This is a genomic window from Streptomyces sp. CA189 (genome assembly GCF_056428985.1).
In genome coordinates, this window is the sequence record NZ_JBWJVM010000136.1 from 1 (window position 1) to 12,754 (window position 12,754).

At 74.4% G+C, this 12,754-nt stretch carries 12 protein-coding genes; 5 read left to right on the forward strand and 7 right to left on the reverse strand.

The annotated features are described in order from the left end of the window. The 4 genes from AC061S_RS43415 to AC061S_RS43430 form a co-directional block, all read right to left on the reverse strand. The coding region (locus AC061S_RS43415) for a VOC family protein (RefSeq protein ID WP_478691401.1) at positions 1–356 on the reverse strand (356 nt) is incomplete at its 3' end. A gap of 58 nt (positions 357–414) precedes the next feature. Further along, positions 415–1,887, reverse strand: a complete 1,473-nt coding sequence (locus AC061S_RS43420; RefSeq protein ID WP_478691402.1) for an NAD(P)/FAD-dependent oxidoreductase — start codon at positions 1,885–1,887, stop codon at positions 415–417. A 119-nt stretch (positions 1,888–2,006) separates the two neighbouring features. Next, positions 2,007–3,608: an esterase/lipase family protein gene (locus AC061S_RS43425; RefSeq protein ID WP_478691403.1), complete on the reverse strand. Its 1,602-nt coding sequence runs from the start codon at positions 3,606–3,608 to the stop codon at positions 2,007–2,009. A gap of 79 nt (positions 3,609–3,687) precedes the next feature. After that, entirely contained in the window at positions 3,688–4,644 is a 957-nt protein-coding gene (locus AC061S_RS43430) for an oxidoreductase (protein WP_478691404.1), read from the reverse strand. A 271-nt stretch (positions 4,645–4,915) separates the two neighbouring features. On the opposite strand from AC061S_RS43430, the gene AC061S_RS43435 reads away from it, so the two are divergent. The 5 genes from AC061S_RS43435 (at position 4,916) to AC061S_RS43455 (ending at position 9,106) form a co-directional block, all read left to right on the forward strand. Next, a complete protein-coding gene (locus AC061S_RS43435; RefSeq protein WP_478691405.1) occupies positions 4,916–5,716 on the forward strand; it encodes an alpha/beta fold hydrolase in 801 nt (266 codons plus the stop codon). A gap of 137 nt (positions 5,717–5,853) precedes the next feature. Beyond that, positions 5,854–7,122 (forward strand): precorrin-6y C5,15-methyltransferase (decarboxylating) subunit CbiE, encoded by a 1,269-nt coding sequence (cbiE, locus tag AC061S_RS43440; protein ID WP_478691406.1) that lies wholly within the window; start codon positions 5,854–5,856, stop codon positions 7,120–7,122. After that, entirely contained in the window at positions 7,119–7,868 is a 750-nt protein-coding gene (gene cobM, locus AC061S_RS43445; RefSeq protein ID WP_422519066.1) for a precorrin-4 C(11)-methyltransferase, read from the forward strand. Before cbiE ends, cobM begins: the two co-directional genes overlap by 4 nt. Further along, the gene (locus AC061S_RS43450; protein WP_478691407.1) at positions 7,858–8,619 is read left to right on the forward strand and encodes a cobalt-precorrin-6A reductase; all 762 of its coding nucleotides are present in this window, start codon (positions 7,858–7,860) and stop codon (positions 8,617–8,619) included. Before cobM ends, AC061S_RS43450 begins: the two co-directional genes overlap by 11 nt. 82 nt (positions 8,620–8,701) lie before the next feature. Beyond that, the gene (locus AC061S_RS43455) at positions 8,702–9,106 is read left to right on the forward strand and encodes a hypothetical protein (RefSeq protein WP_478691408.1); all 405 of its coding nucleotides are present in this window, start codon (positions 8,702–8,704) and stop codon (positions 9,104–9,106) included. A gap of 81 nt (positions 9,107–9,187) precedes the next feature. Here AC061S_RS43455 and AC061S_RS43460 read toward each other — a convergent pair whose 3' ends face one another. Genes AC061S_RS43460 through cobG form a run of 3 tightly spaced genes read right to left on the reverse strand, consistent with a single transcriptional unit; the run spans position 9,188 to position 12,662 of the window. Beyond that, a complete protein-coding gene (locus AC061S_RS43460) occupies positions 9,188–10,696 on the reverse strand; it encodes a precorrin-2 C(20)-methyltransferase (RefSeq protein WP_478691409.1) in 1,509 nt (502 codons plus the stop codon). Next, entirely contained in the window at positions 10,693–11,340 is a 648-nt protein-coding gene (locus AC061S_RS43465; RefSeq protein WP_478691410.1) for a precorrin-8X methylmutase, read from the reverse strand. The genes AC061S_RS43460 and AC061S_RS43465 overlap by 4 nt, the downstream gene beginning before the upstream one ends. Further along, positions 11,337–12,662, reverse strand: a complete 1,326-nt coding sequence (cobG, locus tag AC061S_RS43470; RefSeq protein WP_478691411.1) for a precorrin-3B synthase — start codon at positions 12,660–12,662, stop codon at positions 11,337–11,339. Before cobG ends, AC061S_RS43465 begins: the two co-directional genes overlap by 4 nt. Positions 12,663–12,754 lie beyond the last annotated feature (92 nt).

Here is a 12,754-nt window from a genome sequence, read left to right on the forward strand (position 1 = left end):
GGGTGCCCGGCCGGATCTGCGTAGACCCGCCAGCCCTCGCCCGCCCGGTCCCCGTCCAGCAGGGTGGCACCGCAGGCCACGACCTCCGTGTGGGCCTGATCCAGGTCCGCCACGGCGAAGTCCAGGTGGAGCTGCTGGGGCTGGGCCGGGTCCGGCCAGCGGGGCGCCCGGTGGTCCTCGGCGTACTGGAAGGCGAGGACCTGGCCGGCCGGGAGGTGCAGGGTCGCCCAGGTCGCGTCGGTCGCCCAGCGCCGGTCCGGACGGTTGACCTCACCGCCGGTCAGGCGCTGGTAGAACGCGGCCAGCGCCGCCGGGTCGGGGCAGTCCAGCACCACGCACTGCATCTCGGCGATCATGGGCCGATCCTAAGGCGTGTCCTTCGGAGCGGGCCCGGCCTGCTCCGAAGGACACGCCCTACGCGTTCCGGCGCGCGCCCCGCTCCACCGGCGGGCCGTGGTGGGCCGGGTAGGCGGTGGTTTCCGGAGTCGCCGGGAGGTGCCGCTTGGACAGGACGCGGAGCATCGTGACCGGGTCGAGCAGGGTGCCCGGCGGGCTGGTCAGCGACAGCACCCCGAAGAAGCGGGCGGCGATCGCCGGGTCGGTGTTGGCTCCCGCCATCACCCGGGACATGTAGCGCTGCAGGATCCGCGTGGCCCGGTCCGGCGGCGGCCCCTCCGTCACCGGGTACCGCATGTCCTCGCTGGTGGCGATCTGCCAGGGCACGGCGGCCGCCGCGATGGTCCGGCGCTGGATCCGGCGGGAGGCCGCGGCGATCTGCTCCGGGTTCAGGGTGCGGATCTCCTTGGCCAGGGCCTCCGCGGCGAGCGCGGCGACCGTCATGCCGTGTCCGTACACGGGGTTGAAGCGGCAGGTGGCGTCGCCGAGGACCAGGAAGCCGGCCGGCCAGCGCTCCAGGCGTTCGTAGTGGCGCCATTCGTTCGCCGTGTTCCGGAAGGCGGTGGGCGAGGACAGCGGGTTCGCGTCCCGGATGGCGTCGTACAGGGCCGGGCTGCGCAGGCTCCGCGCGAACGGGAGGAACTCCTCCTCCCGCACGGGCGGGGCGTGTTCGCCGTTCCCGACGAGGGTCACCAGCCAGCGGTTCCCGTCCAGCGGCATCAGCACTCCGCCGCGCGGAAGGTCCGGCCGGCCCTGGACGTACAGGCCCTGCCAGCGCCGGGACGGATCGTCCGGCACCTCGAAGTAGCGGCTGGAGTAGCCGAGATGAGAGTCGTAGCGGGTGACCTGCGGCGCCGGGTGGCCGATCTCCGTGAGCCAGGCGGGAGCCTTGGAAGTGCGGCCCGTCGCATCGACGACGAGCCGTGCGGCCAGCCGCTCGCCGTCGCGCAGCCGCACACCGGTCACCGTGCGGCCTTCCGGCCCGGCCACGAGTCCGGCGGCCGTCGCACCGCTCCGGATCCGCACGCGGGGGTTGCGCAGGACTTCCCGGCGTACCGTCCAGTCGAGCAGCTCCCGGCTCGCGAGCAGGACCCTGGCTCCCGGCACCGGCCCGAACCAGTCGGCCGGGCTCAGCCAGAGGAAGTCGCGCGGCGAGTCGGCGAGGGCCGCCCCCGCGGCCAGCAGCTTGCCGGTGGTGCCCGGCAGCATCAGCTCGATCAGCTCGACGCCCCGCGACCACAGGACGTGCGTGTGCCGGGACTGGGGTATCCCGGGCCGGAACACCGGCTCGCCCTGCGGCAGTTCGTCCCGCTCGATCAGGGTGACCCGGGAGAACCGCATCGCGAGCACCCGCGCGGCCAGCAGCCCGGCCATGCCCGCGCCGAGGACCACGGCATGGTCCTCGGCGCGTGAATCCGCTTGCTCATCGGCCTGCGCGTCGATCTTCGGGCCGGTGGTACGTAGGTGGTTGTCCGTTGCGTCGTCGTCCATGCCGCCGAGTGTGGCTCCGGACGGGGCGGCCTGGTCAGGGCCCGGACGGGGCGCCCGGAGGCTCGACGGGGGCGGACGGGCTCATACCGGGGCGCGCCCCCCTCCGGGCCTTCGCCGGATCAGGGGCAGAGGACGGTCCAGGTGACCTTCACGTGCCCTCCGTCGCCCCCGCGGAACTCGCTGGTACGGGTCCCCGGCTGATCGCTGTACGGATCCCAGGCCACCGTGCCCCGGGCGACCAGGTCGTCGGCCGAGGAGGCGTCGTAGTCCCAGAGGAAGACGCCGATCTCGAACGGGCCGGGGCCGTACGCGGTTCCAGAGCCGACCCGCTGGTAGAAGTACGGGTCGGGGTCGGTGCGGTCGCCCCGGTTGGGGAAGGTCGACGGGTCCGAGCCGGAGCGCGACCACACGGCGGTGCGGGCGCCGTCGCCGGTCCGGACCGCGATGTCCCCGTAGAGCGCGGGACGGGTCGTGCCGTCGTCGAAGTAGGTCAGCTCCGCCCGGTCCACCCGGACCCGGCAGGCGGGAACGCCCTGCACCGGAGTGACGGTGTAGGTGACGGAGGCCTCGCCCCCGTCCACACCGGCCATCTTGGCGGTGAACCGGCCGAAGCCGAGGGCCGGGTCCCAGTGGACGCGGCCGGCGGCCATCACGTCGTCGTTGTTCCCGGCGCTGTAGTCGGCGTCGACGAGGTAGGCGGTGACGGTCGCCCGGCCGCTGAAGACTTGACTCCTGCTGGAGTCGTCGAGCCCGAACCACGGGTCGTGGTCGGGGAAGGCGGTGGCGCCGGACCGGTCGCGGTGCCAGAGGGAGCGGGCGGTCCCGTCGGTGGTCAGGGTGAGCCCGTCGTAGAGCTCGGGTCCGCTCTCTCCGCTGGAGGTGAACCGGGCCGAGTCGACGGTGATCCGGAACGGCCCGGTCTTCAGTTCCACTTGGCCGACCGGATCCTTGGAGAACTCGGCGACGATCTGCCGGCGCACCCAGTCGTTGCCGAGCAGCCCGTAGTGCGAGGGGCAGCCGCTGTCGCCCACCGGCAGGACGTGGTTGACGGCGCCGGCCAGCTCGGTGGAGCGCGGGGCGCGGCTGTCTCCGGGCGGGATCTGCTGGTCACAGGTGGAGCTGAAGGTGGTGTAGCGGGTGGTGCCCGGGGTTTCGTCGCCCGCGTTGAGGGAGTTCAGGAAGGGGCTGCCCGGGGTCATGTCGGCGAGCGAGGCCGCGTGGATGTCGCAGAAGGTGGCGAAGGGTCCGCAGGGCGCGGCGTCCCCCGCCCCGTGGTTGGGACCGCCGAGCGAGACCCAGGCGCGGACCCGGGAACTCCCGCCGTCCTTGAGGTACTTGCGCGTCAGCAGCGAGCCCATGCTGTGAGCGACCACATCGACGGGACGGCTGCCGAACCGTTCGGTGAGGAAGGCGCCGAAGCGGGCGGCGTTGGAGTCGTTGGTGGCGGCCCAGTCGTAGCCGAACTCGGCGAGGTCGCTGGAGAGCCACCCCTGGGCGTGCAGATGGTCCTCCAGGCCGTCGAGGGAGGCCGCGGTGTCCCCGAAGCCGTGCACGAGAACGACCGGTGTACGCCGCTCCGCACGAGCGGCGGCCTCCGCCCCCTGTACGGCCCGCGCCGCCGGGGCCGCGATCAGGGTGGCGACGAGCGCCGCGGCGAGGGCCGCGGCCAGGGCGACGAGCATCGGGACCAACAGGGGCACGGGCAGGGCGGATCTGCGCATGGCTCTCCCAGGGGGATGCGGCGTGATGCGACGCGACAGCCTGAAGTGACTGGCGAGTAGCAAGTTAGCCCTCGGGGATTCAGCGCGATAGAGACGTGTACGAGACTCCGGTGAGCTTTTCGGAGGCGCCCCAGAGCCGTTCGCCGGACTTGTCGTCCAGGGTCCATTTCGCCCGCAGGGAGCGGACGGGCGCGCCGCGCCAGCCGAGCCGCGGCCCGATGAACTCGTCGGGCCGGACCCCGGGTGCGGTGGCCGCGTACAGGGTGGGCAGCGCACCGGAGGCGGCGGACTGCGCGATGACGGTGGCGCCGATCGCATGTCCGACAGCGGTGGCGGCGGCGGTGAACCGCGAGGTGAGGGTGGAACCGGCCTGCGGGGTCGCCCCGACGTGCAGGTTGGTTGCGGCGTAGCCGGGGTGGGCGGCGGCCGCGACGACCCCGGACCCGGCGGCCGCCAGTCGGCGGGCGAGCTCGTGGGTGAAGAGCAGGTTCGCACTCTTGGAACGCCCGTACGCGATCCAACGACGGTAATCGCGCCTGCTGTTCAGGTCGTCGTGCGCCACGTCCCCGAGGGCGTGGAAGCCGCTGGAGAGGTTGACGATCCGGGCCCCGGGCGGGGCGTCGAGGAGCCGGGGCAGCAGAAGTCCGGTGAGGGCGAAGTGGCCGAGGTGGTTGACCCCGAACTGCGTCTCGAACCCGTCCGCGGTCTGCCCGTACGGCAGCGCCATCACGCCGGCGTTGTTGACGAGGAGGTCGAGGGTGCCGCTCCGCCGCCCGTACACGACCACGAACTCCCGCACGGAGGCCAGATCGGCGAGGTCAAGCGGCATGAACTCCACGTCCGCCCACGGCACTTCACCCCGTATGGCGACCTCGGCCGCCCGCCCCCGGGCCGCGCTCCGGCAGGCCAGCACCACCGAGGCGCCGCGGCGCGCGAGCTCCCTGGCGGCGGCGTAGCCGATCCCGCTGTTGCCTCCGGTGACGACGGCCGTTCGCCCGCTCTGATCCGGCATCCGGGCAGCGTTCCAGCCGGCCATGGCAGCTCCTCCCGTCCCGACAGCCCCCACGGCCCGCCGGCCCCCGCACCCTACTCCCGACGCCCCACCGGGGCACGGCGACGTCCGGCTGCTGTGTGGCGGTTCGACCAGGTGGCCGGTGCGTGATCTTGGTCGTCCGTACAGGTCACCGCGGTACATCCCGGATCTACCGTACTGACAGGGGTCGTTGACCGCTCGGGGCCGCCCCTCCGGCCGGTCCGGTGCCGCGTCGTACCGAGGCCAGAGCGGCTTCGAGAGCAGGGGGTTCGACATGTTCAAGGTGGTCTCGTCAGACGGCACGGCAATCGCTGGTGAGCGGCACGGAGAGGCGGGTCCGGCGCTGATTCTCGTCGGCGGCACCTTGATGACCCGGGTCCGGCACGCACCGCTCGCCTCGCTGCTGGCAGGCGACTTCAGCGTCGTCAACTACGACCGCAGGGGCCGCGGTGACAGCGGTGACGGGCCCGTCTACGACGTTCAGCGCGAGGTCGACGACCTGGACGCGCTGATCGAGCGGGTGGGCGGGCCGGTGCTGCTCTTCGGGATGTCCTCCGGAGCCGTCCTGGCCTTGGAGGCCGTGGCCAGGGGCAGCGCGGTGTCCGCCCTGGCCCTGTACGAACCGCCGTTCATCGTCGACCGGACCCGCCCACCGCTGACCGCCGGCTACGTCGACCGCATGAAGGCGCTCGTCGCCCGGGGGGATGTGACCGAGGCCCTTACCCACTTCCTGACCGTGGGCCTGGCCATGCCGGACGAAGCCATCGCCCAGATGCGGCAGAGCCCGGTCTGGGCCGCGTGGGAGGCCGCCGCCCCGACCCTGCCCTACGACGGTCGACTGATGGCCGACACCATGGCCGGCCGGCCGCTGCCCACCGACCGCTGGCGGTCCGTGAAGGTGCCCGTCCTCGTCGGCTACGGCAGTGCGGGCGAGCCGTACATGGCCAACGGGGCGAAGGAACTCGCCGCCCACGGGGACAACTACACCCTGCACGCCTTCCCCGGCCAGAACCACAGCGTCGACCCACACGCCCTCGCGCCTGTGCTGACCACGTTCTTCACGGCGGTGCGATAGATCTCGGCCCCGGCCCGGCCCGGCCCGGGACCCGCCCAGCCCGGGACCCGCCCAGCCCGGGACCCGCCCGCCAGGGGCCCGGGGCGGGCCCAGTAGGCTGCGGGTCCACCCGCTTCCCGTACCCCGAGGTCCACCCAGTGAGCTCCGCACCGCCCCCCGTACCCGTATCGGTCGTCGGCCTCGGCGCCGACGGCTGGGACGGGCTGACCGCCCCCGCCCGGGCCGCGCTGGCCGGGGCCGAGGTGCTGATCGGCGGGCCCCGGCAGCTCGACCTGCTCCCGCTCGGGGCGTGCGGCGGCGCCCGGGTGGCCTGGCCCAGCCCGCTGCGCCCGGCCGTGCCGAAGCTGATGGCGGAGCACGCGGGCCGCCGCATCGCGGTGCTGGCCAGCGGCGACCCCATGTTCTACGGGATCGGCCGCGCCCTGTCCGAGGAGCTCGGCCCCGACGCCCTGCACGTCCTGCCGCACCCCTCCTCCGTCTCCTACGCCTGCGCCCGCCTCGGCTGGCCGGTGGAGGACACCGAGGTGGTCACCGTGGTCGGCCGCCCTGTGGCCCGGCTCGCGGCCGCGCTGTACGAGGGCCGGCGGGTACTGGTGCTGAGCGCCGGAGCACCGACCCCGAACGAGATCGCCGCTCTGCTTCGAGAGCGGGGCTTCGGTCCCAGCCGGATGCGGGTCCTGGAACAGCTCGGCTCCGAGCACGAGGACGCGTACGAGGGCCTCGCCCAGAGCTGGGAGCACCCGCCCGGCGACCCCCTCAACGTGGTCGCCGTCGACTGCCGCCGCGACCCCCGCGCCGAGGCCCCCCGGCTCGGCGCGACCCCCGGCCTGCCCGACACCGCCTACGAGCACGACGGCCAGCTCACCAAGCGCCACGTCCGCGCCGCCACGCTGTGCGCCCTCGCCCCCGCCCCCGGCGAACTGCTGTGGGACATCGGCGGCGGCTCCGGCTCCATCGGCATCGAGTGGATGCGCACGCACCCCTCCTGCCGGGCGGTGACCGTGGAGCGGGTGACGGAGCGGGCCGCGCGGATCACCCGCAACGCGGCCGCGCTCGGCGTGCCCGGCCTGCGCGTGGTCACCGGCTCCGCGCCCGACGCGCTCGCCGGGCTGCCCGCCCCCGACGCGGTGTTCATCGGCGGCGGCCTGACCGCGCCGGGCCTGCTCGACGCGGCCTGGGAGGCGCTGGCCCCCGGCGGCCGGCTCGTGGTCAACACCGTCACCCTGGAGTCGGAGGCGGTCCTCACCGACCGCTACCGCCGCCACGGCGGGGAACTGGTCAAACTGGCCGTCGCGCACGCCGTACCGGTCGGCGGTTTCACGGGCTGGCGCCAGGCGATGCCCGTCACCCAGTGGTCCGTTACGAAGCCCCATCCCGAACCCGAATTGGTGGACCAGACGATATGACCGTGTACTTCATCGGTGCGGGCCCCGGCGCCGCCGACCTGATCACGGTGCGCGGCGCCCGGACGCTGGCCGCCGCCCCCGTCTGCCTGTACGCGGGCAGCCTGGTCCCCCGCGAGCTCCTGGCCGAATGCCCGGCGGACGCCCGCCTGATCGACACCGCGCAGCTGAACCTGGACGAGATCATCGAGGAGTGCGTACGCGCACACGCGGCCGGCCAGGACGTGGCCCGGCTCCACTCCGGCGACCCCTCCGTCTTCAGCGCCGTCGCGGAGCAGATGCGGCGGCTCGACGCGGCCGGCATCCCCTACGAGGTCGTCCCCGGCGTCCCCGCCTTCGCCGCGGCGGCCGCCGCGCTGAAGCGGGAGCTGACCGTCCCCACCGTCGGCCAGACCGTGATCCTGACCCGGATCTCCCAGCAGGCCACGCCGATGCCGCCCGGCGAGGACCTCGCCACGCTGGGCCGCAGCGGGGCGCTGCTGGTGCTGCACCTGGCCACCCGCTACGTCGACCGGGTCGTGGACGAACTCCTGCCGCACTACGGGGCCGAGTGCCCGGCGGCGGTGGTCGCGATGGCCAGCCGCCCCGACGAGCTGATCCTGCGCGGGACGCTGGCCGACATCGCCGCCCAGGTGAAGGAGGCCGGGCTGGTCCGCACGGCCGTCATCCTGGTGGGCCGCACCCTGGGCGCCGAGCAGTTCCGCGACAGCCACCTGTACTCCGCCGAGCGCGACCGGCATGTCTGCTGATCCGGCCGGTCCGGGTCGGCACGTCCTGATCCTCGGCGGCACCACGGAGGCCCGCCGCCTCGCGGAGGAGCTGACCGCCGCCCCGGGCTCCCCCCGGGTGACCACCTCGCTGGCCGGCCGGGTCGCGTCCCCGGTGCTCCCGCCCGGCGAGACCCGGATCGGCGGCTTCGGCGGTCCCGACGGCCTGGCGGCCTGGATCGCCGCCCACGGGGTCACGCACCTGGTCGACGCCACGCACCCCTTCGCGGAGCGGATGAGCTTCAACGCGGCCGGGGCCGCGGCCCGTTCGGGCGTACCCCTGCTCGCCCTGCGCCGCCCCGGCTGGACCCCGGGCCCCGGGGACGACTGGCACTTCGCGGACTCCCTCACCGAGGCGGCCGCCCTGCTCCCGGACCTCGGCACCCGCGCCTTCCTGACCACCGGCCGGATGGGCCTGCACAGCTTCGCGCACCTCACCGAGCCCTGGTTCCTGGTGCGTTCGGTGGACCCCCCGGCCGCCCCCGCGCCGCCGCGCCTCGACGTGCTGCTCGCCCGAGGCCCGTTCACCCTCGCCGACGAGCGGGAGCTGCTCGCCCGCCACCGCATCGACGTACTGGTCACCAAGGACAGCGGCGGCTCCGCCACCGCCCCCAAACTCACGGCAGCCCGCGAGGCCGGCATCCCGGTCCTCGTCGTCCGCCGCCCGCCGGTACCGCAGGGCGTCCCGCAGACCGGCTCGGTCGACGAGGTCCGGACCTGGCTGTCCCGCTGAGGGCCGGGGCCGGACGGCGCGGCACCCGCCACGCCGAGGGATCGCGGAGGATCGATTCGCCGTTCGGAGCCCTCCTAGGGTCGTGCCCGCACTGCCCGACCCGCCCGCACGGAAAGAGATCCACTCCCTCATGAAGCTCCGCACCACCGCCGCCGCCGCCATGGCGGCCTTCGCCCTGGTCCTGTCGCTGCCCGGTTCGGCCCTCGCCGCCGAAGGCTATTTCCACTACAAGTACGTCGACGGATACGGTCAGGAGCAGCACGTCACCCTGCACGACCCGCACAGCGGCAAGTGCGTCAACCTCTACGCCGTCGCCGACGACGACGAGCAGCCCGGCTACGGCCCGCACAACGACACGGACTCCGCCGTGGTCGTCTACGCGGGTGCCAACTGCGAGGGCCCCGAGTGGAGGCTGCGCGCGCACGGCAACCCGGCGCGCGACGACCTCCTGGTCCGGTCCGTGCGCTTCGAAGTCAAGACCGGCTAACGCGCGGAGCCCCCTGAACCCGGTGAGCCCCGGGGCGGCCAACCGCCCCGGGGCTCACACCTGTTCGCCGCCCGGCACGTGTCAACCGTACCGGCGCGGGGTCCACGTCACCCTCGACCCGTCGGGCCGCTCCGTGACCTGGGTCTGCGAGGAGCCGATCAGCAGGATCGTCCGCATGTCCACCTCGGACGGCTCCAGTTCGGCCAGCGTGACGATCCGGACCGACTGCTCCGGCCCGCCCACGTCGCGCGCGACGACCACCGGGGTCTGCGGTGCGCGCAGCTCCAGGAGGAGTTCGCGGGCCTGCGCCACCTGCCAGGTCCGGCTGCGCGAGCCCGGGTTGTACAGGGCCAGTACGAGATCGGCCGCGGCGGCCGCGCGCAGCCGCTCCGCGATGACCTCCCACGGCTTGAGCCGGTCGGAGAGGGAGATGGTGGCGTAGTCGTGGCCGAGCGGGGCACCGGCCGCGGCGGCCGCCGCGTTGGCGGCCGTCACCCCGGGCAGCACCCGTACGGGCACGTCCTCGTACTCGGGCTGCCCCGCGACCTCCAGGACGGCGGTGGCCATGGCGAAGACCCCGGGGTCGCCGCCGGAGACCACGGCCACCCGCTTGCCGCGCCGGGCGAGGTCGAGTGCGAACTCGGCGCGCTCCGACTCGACCTTGTTGTCCGAGCCGTGCCGGATCTGGCCCGGCTTGACCGGCACCCGGTCGAGGTAGGTCGTGTACCCGACCAGCACCTCGGCGTCGGCCAGCACCCGCCGCGTCTCGGCGGTGAGCCACAGCGGCCCGGCCGGCCCGGTGCCGACGACGGCGACCTCTCCGGGCCCGGACGGCACGCTGCCGGGGTTCCCGATCCGGCTGGGCACCACGGCGACGGCGAAGTAGGGGACGGAGTCGGGGTCGGTGTCGGCCAGCACGCCGGTCCGCTCCCCCGCCATCGTCGCGCGCTCCACGTAGCGCGCCTCGGCGAGCCGGCCGCTGTTCTCCATGGCCCGCCGGATGGCGGGGAAGGTGCGGCCGAGCTTCATCACGACCGCCGAGTCGGTGGCGGCGAGGCGGGCCGTGAGCTCCTCCTCGGAGAGGGTGCCGGGCAGGATCGTCAGCACCTCCTCGCCCTCGACGAGCGGGGTGCCGAGCCGTGCGGCCGCGGCGCTCACCGAGGTCACCCCGGGGATCACCTCGGTCTCGTACCGGTCGGAGAGCCGCTTGTGCATGTGCATGTACGAGCTGTAGAAGAGCGGGTCGCCCTCCGCGAGGACGGCGACGGTGCGGCCGGCGTCCAGGTGGACGGCGAGCCGGGCGGCGGAGGCCTCGTAGAACTCCTCCATCGCACCCTGGTAGCCGCCGGGGTGGTCGGTGGTCTCGGTGGTGACCGGGTAGACCAGCGGCTCCTCGACGTGGTCGGCGCGCAGGTGCTTCGCGGCGATGGAGCGGGCGATCGAGCGGCCGTGGCGGGCGGAGTGGTACGCGACCACGTCGGCCTCCGCGATCACCTCGACGGCGCGCAGCGTCATCAGCGAGGGGTCGCCGGGCCCGAGCCCCACTCCGTAGAGCCGTCCCGGAGCGGTGCGGTCGGCGGCGGGGCTCATTCGGCCACGCTCGCGATGGCGTTGACGGCGGCCGCGGCCATGGCGCTGCCGCCGCGCCGGCCCCGGACGATCAAGTGGTCGAGCCCGGAGGGGTGTTCGGCGAGGGCGTCCTTGGACTCGGCCGCGCCGATGAATCCGACGGGGACCCCGATGACCGCGGCGGGGCGCGGGGCGCCCTCCCCGATCATCTCCAGCAGCCGGAAGAGCGCGGTCGGCGCGTTCCCGACGGCGATCACCGCTCCCTCCAACAGGCCCCGGTCCCGCCAGACTTCGAGGGCGGCGGCGCTGCGCGTCGTGCCCATCTTCGCGGCGAGCTCCGGCACGGCCGGGTCGGAGAGGGTGCAGATCACCTGGTTGTCGGCGGGCAGCCGCTTGCGGGTGACCCCGCTGGCGACCATCTGCACGTCGCACAGGATCGGCGCACCGGCCTCCAGGGCCGCGCGGGCCCGCAGGACGACCTCGGGCGTGTAGCCCAGGTCCCGCGTCAGGTCGGTCATCCCGCAGGCGTGAATCATGCGCACCGCGACCTGGGCGACCGAGGCGGGCAGCCCGGAAAGGTCCGCCTCGGCGCGGATCGTGGCAAAGGACTGGCGGTAGATCTCGGCGCCGTCCTTCTCGTACTCGAACACGGTGTACTCGCTCATTTCTTCACTGCGTCTTCGGACACTCGGGGTCGGCTGCGCGCGTCGGCGACGGCCTGGGCAAGTTCGTTGGGCGGCACCGGGCGTCCGTCGAGCCGGTACCCGTCGGGGGTGGCGACGAGGTCGACCCACGCGGTGCCGCGCGGATGCCCGCACCGGCGCTCGCACCCGGACCAGTGCACGGGCGCGCCGGCGGGCCCGGCCGGAGCCCCACCGTCCGCGTCTACGACGGCCCGCGCGTCGGCGCGTACGTCGGACAGCGCCTTGGCGCAGCCCGGCTGCCCGGTACAGGCGGTGACGGACTCCCAGGGGCCGTCGGGCGCCACGGACAGGCCGGCGGCCAGCAGCTGCGCGTAGCCGTCGACGGGCCGCCGGGTGCTCGCCCGGGGCAGGACGATGCTCCGCCAGGGGGTGATCCGCAGCTCGCCGTCTCCCTCTCCTGCGGCTGCGACGCTCACCAGCACGCGCCACTGGTCGGCGGTGAGCCGGCCGAGCGGGGGCAGGACGCACAGCGGCGTCCGGTCACCGGGGCCACCGGGCCCCCAGGGCTTGGGCGGTGGCGCGTACGGCCAGGCCACCTCGGGAACACGGACCGCCGCGATCCCGGCCGCCCCGAGCCGTACCGCGAACTCCCCGGCATCCAGGGCGTGTACGGCGGGCAGTTCGGACACCCGCCAGGCGCGGGAGCCGGAGGCGTCCGCGGAGTCGAGGAAGTACTCGGCCGCGAGCAGCGCGGCCCGGGGTGCGTCGGGGGCGTCCACCTCCACGGCGTCGTCGGCCGCGCCGAGCCGGACCAGCGCCCGACCCCGCGGTCCGCCGAGCACGGTGACATCGGGGTCGAGCGCGGCGACGTCCCCGCGCCCGTCGTCGACGGCGAACAGGAACCGTCCGGACAGGGCCGTCGCCCGGGCGCTCGCGCACAGCAGCCGGTCCAATTCCCTTACCCAGGGGGTCACATGGGGCCGATCCGCGCCGAAGATCCCGGACAGTGGGGTCGCCACGATGTTCCGTACCCGCTCGTGGCCGGGGGCGGGCAGCAGTCCGGCGGCGTCCAGCAGCTCGGCCAGCCCCGCGCCGCAGCCTTCGGCGAGCCCGCGCAGCTGCACGTTCCCGCGCGAGGTGAGTTCCAGGTGCCCGTCCCCGAACCGGTCGGCGGCCAGCGCCAGTACCGAGGCCTGTGGGGCGGTCAGCAGGCCCCCCGGGATCCGGACCCGCGCCAGGTACCCGTCATCGGCGGCGTGCAGGCGCAGCGCGCCGGGGCAGGCGTCGCCGCGATCCCGTATGAGGGGTTCGTCCCGCGCGGTGGCGGAGGGGGGCGTGGGCATGGCGGCGAGCATACCCACGATTCTGCGCCCACCCCCTGTGTCGATCACCACCCCGAACCAGCCACCCCCAACCAACCCACCCCCAAGCAACC